General features: G+C 44.5%; 21 protein-coding genes, 1 tRNA gene and 1 other RNA gene. 13 read left to right on the plus strand and 10 right to left on the minus strand.

What is annotated here, in order from left to right; translation table 11 throughout:
* Window positions 1–15 precede the first annotated feature (15 nt).
* Window positions 16–1,059, plus strand: a complete 1,044-nt coding sequence (locus ABK01_RS10875) for a hypothetical protein (RefSeq protein WP_212565446.1) — start codon at window positions 16–18, stop codon at window positions 1,057–1,059.
* Window positions 1,060–1,066: 7 nt separating this feature from the next.
* On the opposite strand, the gene ssrA is transcribed toward ABK01_RS10875, so the two are convergent.
* Window positions 1,067–1,415, minus strand: a transfer-messenger RNA (tmRNA) gene (gene ssrA, locus ABK01_RS10880).
* 139 nt (window positions 1,416–1,554) lie between these two features.
* On the opposite strand from ssrA, the gene ABK01_RS10885 reads away from it, so the two are divergent.
* The 9 genes from ABK01_RS10885 (at window position 1,555) to ABK01_RS10925 (ending at window position 9,868) form a co-directional block, all read left to right on the plus strand.
* On the plus strand, window positions 1,555–1,974 hold the full coding sequence (locus tag ABK01_RS10885; protein WP_016523233.1) for a hypothetical protein: 420 nt from the start codon (window positions 1,555–1,557) through the stop codon (window positions 1,972–1,974).
* Window positions 1,975–2,091: 117 nt separating this feature from the next.
* The gene (locus ABK01_RS10890; RefSeq protein WP_253675645.1) at window positions 2,092–3,084 is read left to right on the plus strand and encodes a DHH family phosphoesterase; all 993 of its coding nucleotides are present in this window, start codon (window positions 2,092–2,094) and stop codon (window positions 3,082–3,084) included.
* Between the two features lie 572 nt (window positions 3,085–3,656).
* Window positions 3,657–3,848: a 50S ribosomal protein L28 gene (gene rpmB / locus ABK01_RS10895; RefSeq protein ID WP_006189625.1), complete on the plus strand. Its 192-nt coding sequence runs from the start codon at window positions 3,657–3,659 to the stop codon at window positions 3,846–3,848.
* 99 nt (window positions 3,849–3,947) lie between these two features.
* Window positions 3,948–4,604: a DUF1007 family protein gene (locus ABK01_RS10900; protein WP_253675646.1), complete on the plus strand. Its 657-nt coding sequence runs from the start codon at window positions 3,948–3,950 to the stop codon at window positions 4,602–4,604.
* Between the two features lie 64 nt (window positions 4,605–4,668).
* The gene (locus ABK01_RS10905) at window positions 4,669–5,667 is read left to right on the plus strand and encodes a HoxN/HupN/NixA family nickel/cobalt transporter (RefSeq protein WP_253675647.1); all 999 of its coding nucleotides are present in this window, start codon (window positions 4,669–4,671) and stop codon (window positions 5,665–5,667) included.
* Between the two features lie 4 nt (window positions 5,668–5,671).
* The gene (locus ABK01_RS10910; RefSeq protein WP_253675648.1) at window positions 5,672–6,643 is read left to right on the plus strand and encodes a helix-turn-helix domain-containing protein; all 972 of its coding nucleotides are present in this window, start codon (window positions 5,672–5,674) and stop codon (window positions 6,641–6,643) included.
* Window positions 6,644–7,158: 515 nt separating this feature from the next.
* Window positions 7,159–7,746 carry an MptD family putative ECF transporter S component gene (locus ABK01_RS10915; RefSeq protein WP_253675649.1) on the plus strand — a complete coding sequence of 196 codons (588 nt, stop codon included), beginning with the start codon at window positions 7,159–7,161 and terminating at the stop codon, window positions 7,744–7,746.
* Window positions 7,747–7,748: 2 nt separating this feature from the next.
* Window positions 7,749–8,408, plus strand: coding sequence for an energy-coupling factor transporter transmembrane component T family protein (locus tag ABK01_RS10920; protein ID WP_253675650.1), 660 nt, complete (start codon window positions 7,749–7,751; stop codon window positions 8,406–8,408).
* A 2-nt stretch (window positions 8,409–8,410) separates the two neighbouring features.
* Complete coding sequence (locus ABK01_RS10925; RefSeq protein ID WP_253675651.1) at window positions 8,411–9,868, plus strand: ABC transporter ATP-binding protein; 1,458 nt, start codon at window positions 8,411–8,413, stop codon at window positions 9,866–9,868.
* Window positions 9,869–10,002: 134 nt separating this feature from the next.
* Here ABK01_RS10925 and ABK01_RS10930 read toward each other — a convergent pair whose 3' ends face one another.
* The 4 genes from ABK01_RS10930 to ABK01_RS10945 all read right to left on the minus strand — a co-directional run bounded on the left by ABK01_RS10930 (window position 10,003) and on the right by ABK01_RS10945 (window position 12,072).
* Window positions 10,003–10,479: a hypothetical protein gene (locus ABK01_RS10930; protein ID WP_206181370.1), complete on the minus strand. Its 477-nt coding sequence runs from the start codon at window positions 10,477–10,479 to the stop codon at window positions 10,003–10,005.
* A 21-nt stretch (window positions 10,480–10,500) separates the two neighbouring features.
* Window positions 10,501–11,148, minus strand: a complete 648-nt coding sequence (locus ABK01_RS10935) for an RNA polymerase sigma factor (protein ID WP_206181369.1) — start codon at window positions 11,146–11,148, stop codon at window positions 10,501–10,503.
* A 3-nt stretch (window positions 11,149–11,151) separates the two neighbouring features.
* The gene (locus ABK01_RS10940; RefSeq protein ID WP_206181368.1) at window positions 11,152–11,523 is read right to left on the minus strand and encodes a hypothetical protein; all 372 of its coding nucleotides are present in this window, start codon (window positions 11,521–11,523) and stop codon (window positions 11,152–11,154) included.
* Between the two features lie 66 nt (window positions 11,524–11,589).
* On the minus strand, window positions 11,590–12,072 hold the full coding sequence (locus tag ABK01_RS10945) for a flagellar basal body-associated FliL family protein (protein ID WP_253675652.1): 483 nt from the start codon (window positions 12,070–12,072) through the stop codon (window positions 11,590–11,592).
* An 81-nt stretch (window positions 12,073–12,153) separates the two neighbouring features.
* Between ABK01_RS10945 and ABK01_RS10950 the strand changes: the two genes are divergently transcribed.
* Together ABK01_RS10950 and sppA are read left to right on the plus strand one after the other, a co-directional pair.
* Window positions 12,154–12,237, plus strand: a tRNA-Leu gene (locus tag ABK01_RS10950).
* A 159-nt stretch (window positions 12,238–12,396) separates the two neighbouring features.
* Window positions 12,397–14,220, plus strand: coding sequence for a signal peptide peptidase SppA (gene sppA, locus ABK01_RS10955; RefSeq protein ID WP_253675653.1), 1,824 nt, complete (start codon window positions 12,397–12,399; stop codon window positions 14,218–14,220).
* 407 nt (window positions 14,221–14,627) lie between these two features.
* Here the strand turns inward: sppA and ABK01_RS10960 are convergent, their stop codons facing one another.
* The 5 genes from ABK01_RS10960 to ABK01_RS10980 all read right to left on the minus strand — a co-directional run bounded on the left by ABK01_RS10960 (window position 14,628) and on the right by ABK01_RS10980 (window position 20,668).
* Window positions 14,628–15,638 carry an ABC transporter ATP-binding protein gene (locus ABK01_RS10960; RefSeq protein ID WP_298680978.1) on the minus strand — a complete coding sequence of 337 codons (1,011 nt, stop codon included), beginning with the start codon at window positions 15,636–15,638 and terminating at the stop codon, window positions 14,628–14,630.
* A gap of 14 nt (window positions 15,639–15,652) precedes the next feature.
* On the minus strand, window positions 15,653–16,759 hold the full coding sequence (locus ABK01_RS10965) for an ABC transporter ATP-binding protein (protein WP_253676616.1): 1,107 nt from the start codon (window positions 16,757–16,759) through the stop codon (window positions 15,653–15,655).
* A 2-nt stretch (window positions 16,760–16,761) separates the two neighbouring features.
* Complete coding sequence (locus tag ABK01_RS10970; protein ID WP_253675654.1) at window positions 16,762–17,862, minus strand: ABC transporter permease; 1,101 nt, start codon at window positions 17,860–17,862, stop codon at window positions 16,762–16,764.
* A gap of 7 nt (window positions 17,863–17,869) precedes the next feature.
* Window positions 17,870–18,799, minus strand: coding sequence for an oligopeptide ABC transporter permease OppB (gene oppB, locus ABK01_RS10975; RefSeq protein ID WP_016523217.1), 930 nt, complete (start codon window positions 18,797–18,799; stop codon window positions 17,870–17,872).
* A gap of 267 nt (window positions 18,800–19,066) precedes the next feature.
* Complete coding sequence (locus ABK01_RS10980) at window positions 19,067–20,668, minus strand: peptide ABC transporter substrate-binding protein (RefSeq protein WP_253675655.1); 1,602 nt, start codon at window positions 20,666–20,668, stop codon at window positions 19,067–19,069.
* An 877-nt stretch (window positions 20,669–21,545) separates the two neighbouring features.
* Here ABK01_RS10980 and ABK01_RS10985 point away from each other — a divergent pair.
* Window positions 21,546–22,499: a beta-ketoacyl-ACP synthase III gene (locus tag ABK01_RS10985; RefSeq protein WP_253675656.1), complete on the plus strand. Its 954-nt coding sequence runs from the start codon at window positions 21,546–21,548 to the stop codon at window positions 22,497–22,499.
* The last annotated feature ends 18 nt before the right edge of the window (window positions 22,500–22,517 follow it).

A 22,517-nucleotide genomic window follows, 5' to 3' on the forward strand; every position in this document is an offset into this window, starting at 1 on the left:
TTTACTGCCGATACTATGAAAGCTATGGTAGTACCTTTACCGAAAAAAATCGCTTTGTTTTTTTGTGCAGCCGTGCTTTATACAGTCGGCGCTTATACCTATGATTCCGTCAATCCTGAAAGGAACACCACCGTACCGCAGGGACAGATTGAATGGAAGCCGGTCTTTCCCCGCGCCCTTTTCCTCGATAGGTCAGAGATTGCCGTGATGGAAACAGGCGGTCTGGCAGGTCCTATTGAGTATCAGGATATTATAAAGAACAGAGAGCGAGCGGAACAAGGCTTACAATCGGTATTGCTCAATAGCGATGTTTTTGCCCTGTACGGAAAGCCTAATGCCCGCACGATGGGGATACTCGGTCAGTATTCGCTTGAAGAGATTGAACCGATTATGAACGAATTCGTTAAACTCTACGACTCCGCAAACGGCAATCGAAAAATCATCCCCGCATTTTATATCATTTACGGTACCTGTTGGCCTGCCGGCGAAATCGGTATACTTTCTACCGCTATTGTAGAGCAGTATATTACATTTGCAGCGGAACGGGGTTGGTATGTGTTCCTCGACCATCAAATCGGAAAGTATCCGGTTGCCGAGGCAACGAAAAAATTGCTCCCGTTCTTAAAATATCCGAATGTTCATCTCGCACTTGATCCCGAATGGCGTACCACAAAACCGATGCAGGAAATCGGCTCTGTGACGGCAGAGGAAATCAACGAAGCGCAGCAAATAATACAGAACTATATGATTGAGCATGGTATCGGCGGCAGGCGTATGTTGGTTATCCATCAGTTTAATGCGCGGATGATTAAACAGCGGCAATTAGTAAAAAGCAATTATGAGCGGGTGCAGCTCATCCACTGTTCCGACGGTTTTGGATCGCCGAAGTTAAAAAAAGAGACGTATGCGTATAATGCAGCGGCAAAAAATATTCCGCTCAAATCTTTCAAGCTTTTTTTGAAGCCGATGGTTGAGGGCGCCGGATATGATATTCCAATTATGAAACCGGAAGAAGTATTTTCGCTTAAACCGCGCCCATATTTGATTATGTATCAATAGGAAGGAACGTTGGAGATGGGGGGAATTGAACCCCCGTCCTAAAAAGAGATACAGGAGCGTCTACAGGTTTATCGGCGCGAGGTGATTGTCGGGATCCGGTGTCAGCGCCGAAAGCGTCGAATCCGTATTGCGGGAAGTGTCCTTTCTACCGTCCGCATCCGGTAAAAAGCAAGCTCCGAATAGCGTCGGAACTCTACCTCGCTCGGAAGCAACACTCGGTAGGTTCCGCGATTACGCAGCTAATGCGTAGTCGGAACTGTCATTGTTGGCAGTTATAAAGTTTGCCGCTTTTTAGGAGCACGGCTCTCCACCTGCAACTCAAGCCTCTGCTTCCTAGTCGAAACCGGAACATCCCCATGCTTGGTTTGATCGAATATACGGATTTATACGGTTACTGTCAAGCCTGTTGATTCCGATTGCTTCTGATGCAATCGTATGCTTGCAATTTTTTATATCCATTGTTATAATTTCACTACTATATTCTGGAGGAATTTTATGAAAAAGATATGCCGTTATTTTGTTTTCTGTGTTTTACTGTTTGGAGCAGTGAGCGTATTTCCGCTGGCAGCCGAATCAAAAGAAGCTGATGTATATTATGTCAACACTCAGCTTTTGAAAATATTCTCCCATCCAAAGGGATACTATGTTATCTATCGACGGGCAGGATTAGAGACCGGAGAGGCGTTTATCCCGTTCACATGGTTCAGTCCGAAAGAAAACAAGGCAGATATTTCATTTATCAATACCCGTATTAATCCGTATCTGTCTTTCTTTATCCGCGACGGAAAATGTGAATATGTGAGAATTTCTGCCCCGCGACAAGATTTAAATACTTCAATATGGGGTCTCCTGCCGTATCCCCAACAATATAATGATAAATTTGACGGAGTAGATTCGCTCGCGCTTGAGTTCTAATCCGTATCGGAAATTGGCATAAGGAGTTCTAAAAATCCGATTGATTTTCAGAGCTCCTCGTCGGCTTAAAAATAGCTTGGAGCTATATGCCTGTTTTCCATTTAAACTAGGTTATTCATGGCTAATATTATTACACCTGCCGTTCCGCAGAAATTAATCGATTTTTTGCATTCATACCCGATGTTCCTCATAGCCGGTCATAAAGAGCCTGACGGAGACTGTATCGGAAGCAGTATTGCAATGTCTCTTTTCTTACAACGACTGGGGAAAAAGACACAAATGCTTTCTGCAGGGCCGTTCCAACGGCCTGAAATACGGATGTATGAATCGCTTTTTTCTGCGCAGGTACCGGAAGCGCTCATCAAACACCCTGAAAACACAGGCGTCATCATTGTTGACTGTTCGGGAATAGATCGGACGGGCGACATTGCCGAACAATTAAAAAACTTTCCTTCAATCTGCATTGATCACCATGCTACTAATACGACAAATGAAGCAGGTTCGCTTGTATATGCGGACGCCCCTTCAACAACATTTATTATCCAAACAATCATCGAAGAGATGACCGGCTCCGTAACACGGGATGAAGCGGAGATGCTGTTTTTCGGACTTTGTACCGACACCGGTTTTTTCCGCCACTTGGATGAACGGAGCGGCGAAGTGTTCGCTCATACTGCGCGGTTGGTACAGGCGGGGGCAAACCCGAAATACACCTTTGCAGCCATTAACGGTGGTAAGTCATTCGGCTCACGGACGCTTATCTCGCGCGTATTAGCCCGTATGAAGCCGTATTATAACGGAAGGCTCATCGTTTCGTATGAAACGTATCAGGATAAACAAGAAATCGGCATCGAAAACAGAGATTCCGATATGGCATATCAGCTTATCCAGAGCATTGCAGGAGTAAAGGCAATTTGTATTGTCCGGCAGGATACCGAAACACATTGCAGCGTCGGCTTCCGATCTCTCGATACCATCGATGTTAGCATTATTGCCTCTTCATTCGGCGGCGGCGGACATAAGCAAGCCGCAGGGCTTTATATAGAAGGGATTGCCGAACAATTGATACCGAAGTTTGTCGCAGCGTTTGCCCCACAGTTTCAGAATTGATATTTACAGGGCAACCGCATTATAAAATATTTGCAGCGATTGCCTTCCTTCTGTGCGAAATTTCATAGGTATAAGGTGAGCGTCTACAATGACACCGCTCACCTTAACCGTCAAGTTTTCTTTCGAAAACTTGCGTATTGATGTGTGCGCTTTTCGCGCACGAATGCAACAGTTTCCAAAATTCATATTTTGTTCAACTGTTGCATTTTAAGGAAATAAAATTTCGCACATTTTTCCAGCAAAGGGGGAAACGCATCAGGCAAAATAGATAAAAATCGCGGAAAAATTGAGACTGTGAGACCATTTGAACCATCTTCAACTGTTGTACATCCGTGTACAACAGTTGAAGGCGAATTTTGGCAAAGCCAAAATATCGCTGCTATATGGAACCACTGCCCTCCTTGGCAGTTCCGGTCGAGTAGTCTCAATTTTTCCGCGGGGGTGTTAAAAAAACGACTTGATGCGTTTCCCCTGTTGATATTCATTCACCTCTTTACATAATATTCCTTTTACAGTATACTACCCTGCGTTTTATTTTGAATGCTGATAGATAAAGCTAAGGAAGGTGAACTATGGCACGCAGATGCGATATTTGTGGAAAAGGGCCGATGAGCGGTAATACGGTTAGTAAATCAATGAATCACCAACGCCGCGTATGGCGCCCCAACCTTATCGACGTAAAAACGGAAATTGATGGAAGAACGTTAACCTTGAAACTGTGTTCCCGCTGCTTAAAGAGCAACTATGTTGTTAAGAAAGTCTAAGCGCTCCGTTTTTTATTCTTTCTAAAAAGAGTCCTCGAGTTAAGGACTCTTTTTTTATATCTGCTCGATATTCCAACAAAATCACCTGAGGTATAAGGAATGATACGGTATAGATACAAAAAAATAGTATGCATTTCGATTTTATTGACTACCCTGCTCTTTATCGCCCATGTTCAACTGATGGCCCATCCGCATCTTTTCGTTTCCGCTCAAACCGAGTTCGTATTGAATAACGGAAAAATTCAAGGTGCGTATGAGACATGGACATTTGATCGTTTTTTCAGCGCGGATATTATTCAAGGATATGATCTGAACCGAGACGGTCTTTTTGATAGAGCTGAAACAAAGGATGTCTATGACAATGCCTTTATCAACACTAAAAACTATTCGTATTTTACCTTTATCCGGCAAGGTGATAAGCGGGAGAGCCCTGCACAGGTGAGCGATTTTTCGGTACGTCAAAAAAACGGCATCGCTTCGTATCGATTTTATGTTGATTTGTCAAAATACAACGGCAATTTCTACTTTGCTGTATACGATTACACCTTTTTCTGTGATTTCCGATATGATGAAAAGACGCCGGTGTTTTTTACCGGAGCTTCCGGCAAAACGATGCCGACATACACGATTGTCGAAAATAAAAAATATCCGGTATATTACGACCCTTTTGATACCGCCGATATGACAATGACATACAATTCGTGGAAGCCGGGATTACAAACATATTATCCTAGAGAAATTCATATTACCTACTAAGGAACATCACATAATGCGATACGGAGTAATGCTGAAAAATCAATATAAATACGTTTTATATTATTTGAAAAGGAAACACATAGGAGTAGAAACGATACGACGCGGAATTATCCTGTTTGTATTCTGTATTATGACCGTCGGGCTCTGGGCAAACCCCTTTACCGGCAAAAAAGATACGCCTGCACCCATCCGCACGGAAAAAACGGCTGATTTTATTGTGAACCGGCAAGCGCAGCTGCACACAAAGCTCGGCGATTCCATCTATGAGTGGACACAGACACATTCGGCACAAGCATTCTGGACAATTATCACGCTCGCCTTCTTTTATGGGATTATGCATGCGTTGGGGCCGGGGCACCGGAAAACTCTGGTGTTCTCATTTTATCTGACGAGAAAAGCCCCCGTGTGGGAGCCCGCTGTAACCAGCCTCACCTTAGCGGGACTGCACGGCATAACCAGCCTCTTATTACTGTTAATCTTTCGCAATGTGAGCGGCGCATTATCCGCACATACCGACTCTGCAGCAATTTACCTTGAAGGTTTTTCCTTTATTCTGCTGATGCTGCTTTCCGTAGCTTCCATCCTCCATTTGTTGTCCGGTATATTTCCCAATCGTTTTCCCCGCTTTCGTTTCAGCCGCCGCTCACTCGCACCCGGGCAAAGCAGCAAACCGGCGTATAATACCGGCAGCTACGGTTCCGCACGGTATAAAAACCACCGCCCGCAGTACAGCAGCGCCGGAAACATACAATGGGGTGCTTTTTTACTCAGCGGCATATATCCCTGCCCCGCTGCCTTACTTGTACTGGTACTGGTTTCTACGTTGGATGCGGCAGGTATCGGCATCATCGCGGTTATCGGTATGTCGATAGGTATGGCACTCCCGATTACTGTCGCAGCATACCTCGCATGGACAGGACGGCAGCGTTTGTTTAAGCGAATCGGCAAAACGCAAAAATATGCCGAAACAGCCGCATTAATACTCTCGCTGGCAGCCTACAGTGCAATCTTTATCTTTTCGCTTACCGCAGTACTTCCCTTCATCAAAAGCGTGATAGGGTAATTCTATGGACTACCTAAACCACCTCTACGGCAGAGATATAAAAACCGTAAAAAAATTACAGCACGGAACAGTGCATACCGTCAAAACACGGAACGGAATATGCTACGTTACATCGTATCGTATTTTCCCCGGTGTGAATGTTATGTTTAACGACATCCATACCGATACATTATGTCCACCTTCCGCTGCGGATCTGCTCAATAACAATATCAAGCAATACGAACTGAACCATTGCAGAGAAGGCGCATTTGAATCGATATTAAAAGACGGAACACAGGTCAGCATGAATGCCGGTGACTTTGCAATCAATCCTTTAGAAAATTGTTCGCAGCATTCTCGGTTTCCGATACGGCACTATCACGGTATCAGCATTTACATTATTCCGGCGGAATTAGGAGAAGAAGCCCGCACCTTGCAGCAGTATTTTTGTATCGATTACGGAATCATTTTAGAACACCTGTGTAAGAACGGAACCCTCTTTTTGAAACGAGCAACGCCCGAACTTGATCATATATTTCACGAAATGTATCACGTGCCGGAAGAAATTGCCGTTCCGTATCTAAAAGTAAAAATACAGGAATTGTTTTTGTATTTAAGCATATTAAAAAGCGGCATCGATTTTATCGACCGTGAATACGCGCAAAAAAACAATCGGGAAATTATCAAACGCCTCCATCAGTTTGTCATAAAAAACTCAAATAAAAACTACAGTTATGCGCAGCTTTCCGCCATCTTTCATATTAAAACGACAACAATGAAAACCTGCTATAAATCGGTTTATGGAACAACCATTCACGAAACGGTCAAAAAAGCGCGGCTTCAAAAAGCAATCGATCTTCTTAAAAACTCCTCCGCAAACATTACGGAAATTGCTTTGGAAATCGGCTACTCAAGTCATGCAAAATTTTCGGAAGCCTTTAAGCAGACCTATAACTTGCGGCCGAGCGAATATAAAAAATTAATTCGGCAGCTCTAAAAAGATACCCGCTTTTTAAAATAGCATCATTATATGGGCGTTGCCGGTACCTTGCTCTAAAACAACTGCTTGCAAGGTACCGGCCGCTCTGTACGGGGCTATCGGTACAACCGTGCAGAGATTGCTGCACGGTTGTGTACAATTTTGTACATTTTGAAAAATGTACAAAATTCCCCTCCCGCCGCTAACGCTGTTTGGAACCGCTGCTTACTGACAGGATGTCAGTGGTTCCAAACAGTATCGAGTTTTTCTTATGAAAAACTCGAAGTTCAGAAATGTCCACGGATGGACATTTCTGAACAATGCCGTCCGTGGCACGTTCAAAAATTGACTTCCTTGTCAATTTTTGAACGCGAGTTTTTGTTGTGCAAAAACATCGCTGCTGTATGGAACCACCGCCGTCCGTGGCGGTGCTGACGGACTTCTTTATCCGCCTTATTTGGTACAACTTGTCCGATTCGGAAAGAACAATAATGTAAACCGATGGTAATATCTTCCTACCTGGAGGTATTATTATGTCAAATAGGTTATCCGTAAAGGATTTGGCGACGATCGGTATTTTTTCGGCAATAATGATCGTTGTGTTTATTGCATTCTCGATGATCACCGGCGCGTCCTTATTTTTTAATATGGTGTTGAATGCCGTGTTTGCAGCGTTTATCCTCGCACCGTTTTTTGTGTACATGGCAATGAAGGTCAATAAGCCGGGCGTAGTTCTTATTTATAATACGCTGCATGCTGTTTTAACAACCGTCTTTATGGGACCGTTTATGTTCCCTTGGTTTTTTGTCGGCGGAATTATCGGCGAACTTTCCATGTGGGGTAAAGATAGCTACCGGAACTGCAAACGAATTACCATAGCGTGGATTATTACTTCACTTACACGAGCCACACACGGTATGAGCGAAATTTGGTTTTTCTATAATGCTTTTGTAAAGACCGGTGTTTCGAAGGAACAAATCGATATACAAACACAATACTATACCGATCCTAAATGGGTTGCAATCTCATTAATCCTTACTATTATTGCTGCAATGCTCGGCTGCTATATCGGCAATAAAATGCTTAAAAAACATTTTATAAAAACAGGGTTGTTAAATTAAGTATGGATTTCCGTACTAAATTAGCAGTATTCTTTTGTACGGTATTTTTGGTATCGGTTATTTCCAAGAATACCGTATTTTTCTGTTTAATCGGTTTATTGGCAGCATATAGCGTTTTTCAAAAACACTATCGCAGTATATTCCGCTGTGTTTTTGTTTTACTCATTGTCGAAACAATACAGCTTATTTCAAAGGGTAACGGATTAGGCACAATGCTGCCTGAAATGTTTTTATTTATTATCACTCGAATGATCGCTGTGCTTATATCGGTTGTTCCAATCATTAAAACACCGCCGGGAGAATTGACCGCTGTTATAAACAAATTAAAAATCAATAGAAATATTGCGTTGTCTTTTATTTTTATGATGCGTTTTTTTCCGATTATCGGAAATGAATTTAAAGAGATTATCGAGTCTTTAAAATTGCGCGGATTATTTACCTTAACAAAACCGCTGCAAACAATGGAATATGTCTTTATCCCAATGATGTTTTCCGCTTCTAAAACAGCGGAAGAATTAGCTGCTGCTGCGGAAGTACGAGGAATATCCGCTGCCGGAGTACACACCTCTAAGCGGGCTATCGTATTTACCGCCGTTGATTGGACTATCACACTGATCGCTCTTGTTATATCCGCGGGATTATATTATTGGGAACTGCATTAAAAATGATTACATTAGATCATATCTACTATTCATATCCGCAATCGTCAAAAGAAAATCTTGATGATATAACGATGGAGATACAAGACGGAGAGGCTGTCGCTTTAATCGGATTGAGCGGATGCGGAAAAACAACGATAACACGAATCCTCAACGGGCTCGCCTATACATTTTTTTCAGGCAAAATGGAAGGCAGTATATCGCTTAACGGCATCGACCCGAGCAAAAAGGAATTATATGAAATAGGGCGGATGATCGGCTCTATTTTTCAAAATCCAAAAAGTCAGTTTTTTGCAGAAGTTGTAGAAGATGAAATTGCATTCGGCTTGGAAAATTATGGTATCGAACGTACCGAAATTGTCAAGCGTATTACCGACTCTCTACGTATGATTAACGGCGAAACGTTACGAACAAGAAATCTGTTTCAGCTTTCAAGCGGCGAAAGACAGAAAGTCGCGATTGCATCAATCAATGCACTTGATCCGCCGGTCTATGTATTTGATGAACCTTCTGCAAATCTTGATATGGCAAGTGTGGAAGCGCTAAAACGATTAATGGCTTTGTTAAAAAAGAAAGGAAAAACGCTTATCGTTTCCGAACATCGAATCTACTATCTCAAAGATATCATCGATAGGTATTATTACATAGAAGACGGAAAAATTATTCGCTGCTATACAAAGGAAATATTTGAACATTCACCGGTTGAATTTTTTCAGCAGCAGGGCTTACGCTTATATTCCCTTGACCGTATTGAACCGCACGGAAAAACAATGTCCGGAACACGGCGCCTAACAATCGATAACATCTCTTTTTCATACAACAGACAATCGTTACTGAAAAATTTAAGCTATTGTTTTATGAGTGGCACGATATACGGCATCATCGGCGGTAACGGCGCCGGTAAAAGCACCTTCGCAAAAGTACTGAGCGGACTGCTGCGTGAAAAACACGGCAGTATTTATTCGTGCGGAAAAGACAGCTGCAATGACATAAAACTCAACTGCCGTACACGGAGGAAAACGATATACTATTTGTCAAATAACCTTGACAGTAATCTTTTTGAAGTTTCCGCTGCAGAAGAACTGCGATTAAACGATTCCGCCGCCGACACTGCTGAAATCCTAAAAGACTATTGTTTAGATACCGTTGCGGATACACATCCGCAAATCCTCTCCGGTGGACAAAAACAACGACTGGCAATCGCCGCCGCCTCATTATTAAAAAGGGATGTGTACATTTTCGACGAACCGACGAGCGGCTTAGACGGAAAAAATATGCGTCTTATAGCCGATAAAATACGGGAATTGCAAGCACAAGATAAAATCGTTATTGTTATTTCTCACGACTATGAATTTTTAATGGAAATTTGCAGCATCGTGTTACACTTAAACGGAAATTCATTTACGGAATACACTGCTGCAAGCGATAAAGAAAAGATATTGAACATTTTGCAGCAGGAATAAACACCAAACCTGTTCGGAAACTTCCGTTTCAGAACAGGTCGACTCTGTATTAAAGCCGCGGATTATAAATACAGCTCATAAAATCAGCTAGGTGCAAAACGAATTCTTAAAATCGGCTTACCTTGTACTCTGCCTTACACTTGCCGCGTAAATTTTTCGGTAAAAAATACCAAGTTCTTTGCAAGGAATACGGCAGAATAGGTAATAATACTACCCGCGCATAAAAGCGCGAACGAGATGCAGAAAGAATCGCCGAATTGGCTTAAACCGATTTTTCCGATATCGCTGAACGGCAAAAAGATAAATCCGGTAATCAAAAAGACACCAACAGCGAGCCACGGAAGCAGCGACTTATTTTTCTCCTGCCGAGAGACAGCCGGAACAGTCTGTTTATTCAGTAAGTGTATTGCGTTCATTGTCGCAGCAAACATCCGCTCATCCGCTGCAATAGGTGTACGCAATATCTGCCGCTGAACATTCTCTCCAGCAACCATCCGATTAACGGCTTGCCTACATGACGTACAGCATAAAAGATGCATCTTGAGCCCTGTCGGCAACGATTCGTTTTTATCAAGTAAAAGATACTGATCTTGAAAAATATCACAATTCATAGAATCTCCATCCATTAATTGCTAATTGTGCACAACAACCGGATACGGGAACATCGTATCCCGATGGGTGTACTCAAAAATCGTCCGGTCTTCTTTCAAATATTCCCGTAAAATTTTCTTTGCACGGAAGATATGAGATTTTATCGTATTCAACGGCAGTTCGGTAACAGCCGCGATGTCGGTATAGCTCATATCGTAAAAAAAATAAAGGTCGATACAAATACGGTAACTATCGGGTAAACTGTTTACCGCCTCACGCACCGACAAGATGATACATTCATTGAGATGCTTTTCTTCGGGATTATCTCCCCGGTACTCAATTTCAGTACCATCAGCAAGCGACATATAACTCCGTCGTTTTTTAGCCGAGTTAATGGCAGTATTATAGGCGATACGCATCAGCCATGTCGCAAACGGAGCCTCAGCGCGGAACGTCCCAAGTGCAGCGTATGCCTTCAACATCACGTCTTGCACAAAATCTTCACAATCATCGGTATTGTCAAAAAAACTCAGCCCAAGCATATAGACCCGTTTTTGATATTGCGCCACTAATACGGCAAAGGCTTGCGTATTGCCGTTTAATACCGCTTTGCACACTTCGTAATCCCGCAGCGTTTGATTAAGCCCTTCTTTTTTATAAACGGCGGCATAATCGGTTGTCATATTCATTGCCTATCCCTCCGTTTTTCCTTCCGGCAAAGCAACAGGCGTTCGTACTTCACTGCCCCAACTGCGGCGAGTAATTACATAAAAGAGCGTAAGGCTAATACCAAGCGCGAGCGGAATTAGACCTCCGAGTAAAATATACCCAACTCCGGCAATAAAATAGAACAAACCGAATAATACACAGCCGATAACGGTCAGCATAATACCTAACAGTAAGCAAAAAAGGCGAATATTAACGGCAGGACGGATATAGGTATTTGTCTTAATTTGAAGCATAATCTGCTTATGCCGCCATAAAAAATAAAAGAAGACCAAAACGCTGCCCATCACAATCCCAACAATCGGAATAACGGCGATAATAATCTGTACTGCAACCATTTTTACTGCTTCCTCCGCAAATAAACACTCAAAAACTCACCGAAGTTTTTAAAGGTTGTTCTTGCTTTAATAAAGAATAACAAATTCTTCAAAATAGATATTATGTATCTTTCCCAATACGAGCTGCTTGTTTATCCGTTCCATAAGCGTCTGTTTTATATCCTGCGGTAACTCGCTGCTGAGCCGATATGCGCTTTCGAGCGAGAACCAGTCGAGTATGCTTTTTTTTAGCGCTTCTTTTTTGGCAACCAATTCTTCCTGAAATGCAGTATCCGAAGCCTTATATTCAAGGAACGGCTTGAGAATAACCGTAATCGGCGGATTATCGGCTGTAACGGCGCGAAGCTGGCCAAGGTCGCCATACAATGCATATTCCTTAGGGGGAATATAGGCAGCTCCTCCTGCCGGTTCTTCATTCTGCCGTTCTGAAGCTCGCTCTTTTGTTTTTTTGACAAAGGCTATCACCGTTCCGATTACAATAATTGCAATCAAAACAATGATAATGCTTCGCAACAATTTAAATAGTTTGTCCGACGGATATACGCTCATATTTATGATGAGTATATCAAAAAAAAACGATTGACAAAAGCCTCTTTTTATCTATAATATGTTCATTGCAATGCGCTTTTTGCCCCGGTGGTGGAATTGGTAGACACGCTAGTTTCAGGTACTAGTGCTTTCACGGGCATGGGGGTTCAAGTCCCCCCCAGGGCAGTCCTTCTATTAGATATGGAACGTATATAATAGATACCGCCGAATAACCGTTCACCGATACATCTTCTCAGTCAAAATGACACCATACAAATTTTTTCTACCGGTAATGACTGTAACAAATCGCCTTTGCGAAAGCGCTCTGCATCGGAGGAATTCACTATGAAAGATAAAAAACGCGGCTTCTTTTATTCGTTCTTTCGCGGCTTGAATCTTATCCGCTTAATTATTATCAATCTTATATTTTTCATTTTGCTCTTTTTATTTATTGCAGGTCTTTATAAATACAATGACAACACTGGAAAGCAAAAGAATACCCGTATTACAGTTTATGCCGATTCTCTTTTATTGATTAATCCTGCCGGACGCCTTACCGAAAAACCCGATGAATTTATCTGGCGGAATTATCTACTGTCGGACACAGCCTCCGATGCAATTCTTTTATCAGATATTACCGATGCGTTACGGCATGCAGCGCACGACCGGCGTATCACGGCGGTTTTGTTCGACCTTAGCGGACTCTACGGTATTTCCACAGGGCATTTTACCGAATTAAAGACTGCGCTGCTTGAATACAAAGACGCCAACAAACCGCTCTACGCATTTTCAACAAACTATGGATTAGGACGCTATTACATCGCCTCTTTTGCCGACCATATCTACCTTGACCCGATGGGCGAAGTGGACTTATCGGGATTTTACACCGAATCGCTTTTCTACGGCGAAATGGAACATAAACTCGGGGTTCAATGGAATGTTGCTCATGCGGGGGCTTTCAAGTCGATGGCGGAAACTTATTCACGTACCGAGATGTCTGCCGGCGTGCGTAACAATAATCTATCCGTACTGAAAGACTTATGGCACACGTACTTACAGGATATAGCCGCAAATAGAGCCGATGATGCGAACCGCTTTGAAACCTATACGGTGAACTACAATGATGCACTGCGGAAAGTAAACGGCAACAGCGCTCAAGCGGCACTTGATGCAAATCTGATCACCGATATCGGTACGTATGAAGAATGCGGTGTTGAACTCGGTGTACTGGATGAGGAAACATACAACCTTTCTTCACGGGACTATATCAATTACTATAGCTATAATAAGTCTTTTAAAAAGAAAGAAACGGATAATCAAATCGGCGTTATTTATTTAACCGGCTCCATTACAGGAACTTCCAATAATACATCCGATAATGCGGACAGTCCCACCCTCGTAGACTTATTCGACGAAGCAGCTGATGACGATTCAATTAAAGCAGTAGTATTGCGGATTGATTCAGGCGGCGGAGAGGTGAACGCCTCTGAGGATATACGGAGAAGTTTGGAACGGCTCTCAAAAAAAATCGGCAAACCTGTTGTTGTGTCGATGGGCGATATAGCAGCCTCGGGTGCATATTGGATTGCGTCTTCCGCCGATTATATTTTTTGTTCACCCTATACCATTACCGGTTCAATCGGTGTCTTTGCCGTTTCACCATCTATTCAAAAGGCTGTACAAGAATACTTCGGAATCCATGTAGATGGAGTAAGTGTTTCCGGCCGCATGCCCTACTCAATTTTCCGCAATCCGACCGACGCAGAAAAAACACAATCGGAATTGGAAGTTATGCATACATACTCAATCTTTTTAGATACGGTAGCGCAGGGCAGAAACCTGCCGCGTGCGACGGTCGAAGAATTGGCTCAAGGGAAGATATATTCCGGCACACGGGCAAAGGAGCTGCAGCTTGCCGATGAACTAGGCGGTTTTACCGATGCCGTCAATTATGCAGCGACAAGAGCAGGTATAAAAGAAACCTATTCGCTCAAGGTTTTATACAAAGAACCGCCCATAGCCGATGAAATCCTAAAGACCTTGCTTGCCGAAAATGCCCGGTTCTATAAAACCGCCGACTTACAGGTGCTGCATGAACTTTTCCGCCTCCGCTCCAAAAAAGGCTTTTACGTATACACCCCCATTAAAGCGCCGACGGAAGAAAGATAGTAGGAGATATTTTTCTTTTTTTCCGACAAAAAGAAAAATATCCCCTACGACCCCTAAAAAGAAAAATAACGGCTTAGGGCTCTGCCCTAAGAACCCGCCTTTGTTTCAAGACATAGTTCTGAAAATAAAAGCTAAGAAGTGATGGTTTTAACACTAACTCGTTTCAGTACCGCAATATGGATGGCGGTGGTTTCATGCAGAAGCACAGATACAAAAATAGCTAAGAATCTCAAGAAAAAATTTCCATTTTAATTACGAACACACAAAAAAAACGCCCCCATGCCGGAATCTTCTCCAACTTGAGGACGGTCGATTTAATTTGTAATTGGTAATGTTTTTTTACTTACAACATTGCAATTTTCAATTGCTTGCCGAAAGCGGCGGCGGCTTTTTGTAGGGTAGAAAGCTTATTCACAGAGGAAGCAGGCGACTTGATGGCCGTTGCCTTTTTCTTTGAGCTGCGGGATAGCGTTTTTGCAGTGCTCCATACGCTTGGGGCAGCGATCGTAAAAATAGCAGCCCGTGCGTTTTTCCGCAGGAGACGGTACGTCTCCCGACAGGATAATGCGCTTGCGCTTGCGCTCGATTTCCGGATCGGGAATAGGCGCTGCAGAAAGGAGCGCTTCCGTGTACGGGTGCAGCGGCTTTGAATACAGCTCTTCGGCATTCGCAATTTCTACGATAACACCGAGGTACATAACCGCAACCCGCGTAGAAATATACTGAATAACGGCAAGGTCGTGCGCGATAAACACATAGGTAAGCCCGAACTCATCCTGCAAATCCTTAAAGAGGTTAAGAATCTGCGCTTGGATGGATACGTCGAGCGCACTGACCGGCTCATCCGCAAGGATTAACTCCGGCTGAAGCGCAAGCGCACGGGCAATACCGATACGCTGCCGCTGCCCGCCTGAAAACTCATGCGGGTACCGGTTGCGGAAAAAGCGAGAAAGTCCGACCTTTTCCATTAACACTTCGACACGATCGTCAATTTCTTTTTTTGTATACGAAAGGATGCCGCGCTTCGTTAAAATCCGCATCGGCTCTGCGATAATATTTCCTGCCGTCATACGCGGGTTCAGCGATGCATACGGGTCTTGGAATACCATCTGCATATCCTTGCGCGCCTGCATCAGCGTATGGTGCGAACAACCGGCAAGCTCCATCCCCTTAAACAGAACGGAACCCGACGTCGGTGTATACAACTGCGCAATGGCGCGGGCTGCGGTTGATTTTCCGCAACCGGACTCCCCGACAAGGCCGAGCGTTTCACCCTTTTTGACCGAAAAACTGATGCCGTCCACCGCACGGATAGCACCTTTCTTACGTGAGAAGAGGCCGCCTTCCGCAAACGGAAAATGCATCTTTAAATCCTTGACGGTCAATAATGCTTCCGATTCGTTATATTTTTCTTCCATAAAAAAGCGTCCTCCTATTTGTTATTTTCCGCAGATTCAGCGACGCCATTGTTCGATACGGAAGCAGCCGGAACAGCCTCTCCGCCTTGCGTTGAATCTTGGAATACGGCGGCCGATTCCTTCGCAGCGTTGCCCGACTGATAGAGCCAACAACTCGTGCGGTGACTGGGCGAAAGACTGTATGAAGCGGGATACTCCGTCTTACACTGCGGCATCGCTTCACTACAGCGCGGATAGAACGGACAGCACGGCGGCAAGTCGATAACATTCGGCGGCTGCCCGCTGATAGAGAACAGGCGTCCTGCATTTTTCTTGTCCATCCGCGGCACCGATTTAATCAACCCGCGCGTGTAGGGGTGTGCAGGATTTGCAAACAGTTCATCCACCCCACCCTGCTCTACAATACGCCCCGCATACATAACGCATACGCGGTCGCACATACCGGCCACCAATCCGAGCGAGTGGGTAATCAAGATAACGGCAGTGCCGAGCCGGGCGCTCAAGTCCCCGATTAAGTCCAAAATCTGTGCTTGAATGGTAACGTCCAACGCGCTGGTCGGCTCGTCGGCAATCAGCACTTCGGGGTCGCAGCTTAATCCCATCGCAATCATAACGCGCTGCCGCATACCGCCTGAGAACTGGTGAGGATAGCAGTCAACCCGCTTTTCCGCTGCGGGGATGCCGACAAGCTTGAGCATTTCAATCGCCCGATCACGTGCATCTTTTTTCGATAAGCCCTGATGCAGCCGAATTGTTTCTATCATCTGCGTCGAGATTTTTAAGAAGGGATTAAGGCTCGTCATCGGATCTTGGAAAATCATTGAGATTTTATTTCCCCGCAGCTGCCTAATCTCTTGCTTATCCATCTTGAGCACGTCTTTACCGCCAAACCACACCTCTCCGCCGATAATTTTCCCCGGAGGATTCGGAATGAGGTTCATAACTGCTAAGTTGGTTACGCTCTTTCCTGAACCGGATTCACCGACTATGGCGAGCATTTCGCGTTTATGCAAATCGAAAGAAACACCGTCAACAGCCTTTACGATGCCGGCATCAGTCCAGAACCATGTTTGTAAATTTTTAACCTGTAAGATTTTCTCGTCTGATTTTTGATTATTCATCATTACACCCTGTTTTTACTCTGAGGATCGAAGGCATCGCGGAGGCCGTCGCCGAGAAAGTTCATTGCAAATAAGAAAACCGTCATTGCGATTGCCGGAACCAACAGCTGCCACGGATAGATCGTCATTACGTTTACACCATCGGACACAAGCGACCCCCATGAAGCGCGCGGAGCTGAAACACCAAGTCCCAAGAATGAAAGAAAACTCTCGTTCATAATAAAGCCCGGGATGGAAAGCGTTGAGTAAATAATGATAATACCGAGCGTGTTCGGCAGTATGTGACGGAAGATAATGCGCGGCGTAGAAGCGCCCATCGAACGAGCAGCTTCGACAAACTCAGCATTCTTTAAGCTGATAACCTGTCCGCGTACAACGCGCGCAATAGTCAGCCACGAAACAAGCGCAATCGCGACAAATAGGATGACGATATTTTGCCCCAAGATCGCCATCATAATGATAACGACGAGCATATACGGCAAACCGTACATAATATCGACAAAGCGCATCAATACGTTATCGAGCCAGCCGCCGAAATAACCGCTCACCGCGCCGACCAGTACGCCGATAAAAAGCGAGGTAATCGTACCGATCAATCCGATCATAATCGAGATACGGCCGCCATATACGACACGGGCAAACATATCCCGACCGAGCGCATCCGTACCTAAAAGATAGCGGCGGTTATGCACCGGATTGTTCGTTACTTCCCGCTGTAACGCAGCGAGCTCTTCCTTTTGCTTTTGAGAAAGTTCCGCGCGACCTTCTTTTTTTGCCGTACGCATCATATCCGCACGGAGGACACGCACCATCATATCCCCTGCCTTACTAAGAGAAGGAGGCAGGTTTTGGTGGATAATCGTCTGCTCGGAATAAGAATAAATCGGCAGAATTGGTGCTAGAAGAGAAAGCGCTGCATAAAAGCTCACAATGAACAGCCCCATAAGCGCCATTTTGTTTTTTTTCAGCCGTCGCCATGCATCATCCCAGAGAGATATCGGCTTCATCGATTGGTTGAATTCATTAACCGGAAGATCACCCTTCGTTTTAACCGGTGTGCCTTCCTGAGTTTGGTTTGTGCCGTCCGTTTGTTTAACGTCCATCTTAGCCTCACTTATATGAAATGCGGGGATCGATAACCGCATAGAGAATATCAACAACAAAATTCATCAAAATCAAAATGATGGAATACATAACTACCGTTCCCATAATCAGTGTATAGTCACGATTAAGAGCAGACTGTACAAAGAAGGTACCAAGCCCGGGAACTAAAAATATTCTTTCGATAACAACAGAGCCGGTAATAATACCTGCAAAGGCAGGCCCAAGATAGCTGATAACCGGCAGCATTGCACCCTTTAATGCATGCTTAAAGAGCACTACCGGATACGAAAGCCCCTTTGCATAAGCTGTGCGGATATAATCCGAACGCAGCACCTCCAACACACTGGCACGGGAAAGACGGGCAATGTACGCAAAATACGGCAGCGATAGTGCAAGCGCCGGCATAATAAGTGTCTTTAACCCTTGACGGCCGGTAATCCAGCCGGAAGTCGGCAGCCATTTTAATTTTACTGCAAAAAGGAGCATCAAAAGCGGACCGACAACAAACAGCGGCACCGAAATACCGATAACAGCTATAGACATCGCCGCATAATCGGCAACGGAATTGCGCTTTACCGCAGAAACAAGTCCCACCAGCAAGCCGAAAAATAGAGCGCTGCAAAGAGCCGTAATACCGAGAATAAGCGAATTCGGCATTGTATTGCCGATTAAGTCATTGACGGTATAATCTTTATATCTGAACGACGGACCGAGATCTCCCCGCAGCATATTCCCCAAATACCGCACATACTGCTTCGGAATCGGTTCATCCAAATGATAGACCTTATTGATGTTTGCAAGCACCTCAGGCGGCGGATTCCGTTCAGCGGAAAAAGGTCCCCCGGGCGCAACTTTCATGATAAAAAAGCTGAATGTTACAATTAAAAAAAGCGTCGGAATCAAACTGATTAACCGGCGTATGATAAATCGAATCATGCTTCCCCCAAATTCATACGTGTTTACGGAAGCATTGACACGATTAAAAAAGAAACACCGATTCTTCGTTCATTATAACAAACCGGTATCCTTGCGAATAATATCAATACTCCACTCAATTTTTTTAATTTAAAGAAAGCTCGGAGATGTCTCAAAAGTTGGTTACTTTTTCGCCATCCCCGAGCTTCTGCGGCGCCGGAATATTCTGTTCAGAAATCAACCGACGCCATGGGACGTCTTACAACCTCAGGTTTTAAGAGCGCCTCATTATTTTACTTTCTTCAGACCGACATACGGATTAATATTCTGCGGATTGGTATACCAGCCTTCCCACTTGGTCGTGTCGATAAGGTTCTGGCTGACATACGAATACATCGGCAATATTCCCTGATCTTCGGTTAAGAACACAGTTTCTGCATCGTGCAACACTTGGAAGCGTTCCGCCCCACCTTTCATAGTAGCAGCTTTACGGATCAATTCATCGAACTTAGGATTGCTGTATTCGCCGTCGTTATTACCGCTGCCGGTTATAAACAGTTCCAAGAAGGTGTTGGGATCCTGATAGTCGCCAACCCATCCGGCACGGGAAATATCAAAATCATGCTGATTACGCATATCGAGGAATGTTTTCCATTCATAATTCTGAATCTTAATATCGATACCGAGGTTACGCTTCCACGACGCCTGTACATATTCAGCAATGAGTTTATGACCTTCCAGCGTATTGTAAATAACTGTCATTACCGGGAACCCTTTTCCGTCGGGATATCCAGCCTCTGCAAGAAGCTTTTTCGCTTGCTCAGGGTCGTAGCCAGCGCCTTCACCGGGTGTATAACCTGCCATCGGAGGAACGATAGAACGAGTTGCAAGCTGACCTGCTTTTGTTACCTTTTCCACCAATTCCTCACGGTCTAAAGCCATTGTTAATGCCTTACGTACACGAACATCCTGCAACGGACCGCGTTTTACGTTAAAGATGTAGTAATAGGTAGAAAGCTGGGGCGCTACCTGATAGTCGGGCAGCTGCTTCACTTCATCGATACGGGGAACAGGAATACCGGTATCCCAATCTATCTCTCCGGCCTTATATTTTTCAAAAGACGTATTACTGTCTTCGATCGGTAAGAACGTTATGCGAGAAAGATGCACATTTTCTTTATTCCAGTACTTCTCGTTCGGTACGACGGTAACTTTTTCCTGCGGTGTCCATGATTCAAGCACAAAGGCTCCGTTTCCGACAAAATTACCGGGTTTAATCCAGTCGGCACCGAATTTTTCAATTGTATGCATCGGCACTGCATTGAAAGCATAGTGTGCAATAACATCGGCCGCATAAGGCGCCGGACCGGTCAGTTGTACTTCAAAGGTCTTATCATCCACAGCTTTAATTGCAACAGCAGAAGCATCCGCCTTACCGGTGTTGTAATCTTCCGCTCCCTTTACGATTAAACTAATCATAAAGGCGTATTGTGAACCTGTTTCAGGGGCAAGTGTACGCAACCATGAATCGACAAAGGTCTGTGCGGTAATCGGCGTACCGTCACTCCATTCTGCATTACGTAGGTGGAAGGTATAAGTCATGCCATCCTCACTGATATCCCACGATTCTGCAACACCCGGTATCGGATTACCGGTTTTGGGATCATACGTTACCAAGCCTTCAAACAACGCCATATTGATGCGGTGTTCGGGCACACCCTGAATTTTTGCAGGATCCAAGCTCTGCGGTTCGGCGCCGTTACCGATAATAAATTCCGCATTGGCATTACCGGCTGCTGAAGTTTTTTCACCGCTCTGCCCGCCGCAGCTTGCTAAAATCAGCGCGACGCTTACCAAAGCAGTTAATAAGCATACCATTTTACGCTTCATACTCTACTTCTCCTTTTAAGTTATAGTGAGTGATATTATTTAATTATACATAATCTTGTCATTATATCAAGTATATTTATACAGTAAATCAGGAAAAACCGTATATTTTTGCATTTTCTGCCAAGACAAACGCATCAGACACTTTTTTGAGTATCCCGCAGAATACTGAGGCTGTTCAACCGGAATAACGCCAAGGAATTGCCATCCGTGTCAATTCCTTGGCTGCCGGTTTTTTCAAAAACCGGTTTCTGTTTATCACCTCTGCCATCCTTGGCAGTTCTGACTGCGGCTCAAATGGTCTCACAGCCTCAGTATTCTGCGATTCTTGGGCATCTCTAAAAACTCGGTTAGCTTTTAGAGATGCCCGACGAGTATTTTTTATAAATTTTTATACTGTAATAATTTATAAAAAATACATCGCAAATAAATCTAAGGAAAACCTCTAAAAACGGAAGTTTTTAGAGGTTCCCTCTTATCTATCCTGTCCGATGCGTTTGTCCTGCAAACACGCTACTGAATAGAACCACCGCCGTCCGTGGCAAGTTCAAAAATTGACTTCCTTGTCAATTTTTGAACGCGAGTTTTTGCTGCACAAAAACATCGCTACTGCTGGGAACCAGCGGCATCCGTGCCGCTTTTGATACGTTGAGGATTTTCAGTAGCGGCACGGAAGCCGCGCGTATTAAGCAGAAACAAGTTTGACACCGGTCAAACTTGTGTTCAGCGAAGTACACGGATGTACTTCGCTGAACGAGCGACAACGCAGATGCGTCGTATATTTTCAAAAGGAAAAGGTTGACAGGGAAAAATTAACAAATATACTAGTCTACTATAAACTGTACCGAAATATCTAACGCAATATTATTTGGAGATAAATATGGCTATTGTTATGCAGGGATTGGGTAAAGCCCTTCCCTTAAAAGAGATGAAAAATACCGATTTTCCGCCGGAGCTCGGCACGTCGGATGAATGGATCAGGAGTCACACCGGTATCGGATCGCGCCGGATTGCCGGAGAGGATGAAACAAGCGCATCGCTTGCGTATCAGGCATGTACGGAAGCGATAAAGAACAGTAAAACATCCGAACCTGTAACGGCAGACAAAATCGACCTTATTATTTGCGGTACTGCAACGCCTAATTTTCCGGGGTCTCCGTCAAATGCCTGCCTCATTCAAAATAAACTACAAGCAGTGCATTCGGTGTGCTTTGATCTAACGGCGGGATGTTCCGGCTTTATCTATGCGCTGGACACGGCGGCAAGTATGATGGAGCGGCACCATTGGCGGTTTGCACTTGTGTGCGGGGCGGAGGTACTTAGCCGTATTATGGACTGGACTGACCGTTCCACCTGTGTTTTATTCGGCGACGGGGCAGGCGCAGCATTGCTTGAAAACACATTTGATCCGTGCGGTCTTGGAATCGGCGCTACCATACTCGGCACTGACGGAACAGGTGCTGATAAGCTCTATATTTCGCCCGACCGCCGCGTACACATGAACGGCAGAGCGGTATATGATTTTGCAGTTAGCCATATCACCGAAACCGTTAAGACGCTGCTTGCAAAGGAGCACTTGAAAGCTGACGATCTTGATTTAATTGTTTGCCATCAGGCAAACGAGCGGATACTGGAAGCTGCTGCGAAGCGGCTTAAAATCGACTTCGGTAAATTCATCCGTAATATCGAAAACTACGGGAATACCTCAGCCGCTTCCATTCCCATCACCCTTACGGAATTGATAGAACAGGGAAAACTACATGAAGGTATGACCATACTGATTACCGGTTTCGGTGCGGGGCTGACATGGGGCGGCGCTATTATCCGGTTCTAATGCCTAATACGATTTTAA

This window comes from Treponema sp. OMZ 305, from assembly GCF_024181325.1.
In the GTDB taxonomy this organism is placed as follows: Bacteria; Spirochaetota; Spirochaetia; order Treponematales; family Treponemataceae; genus Treponema.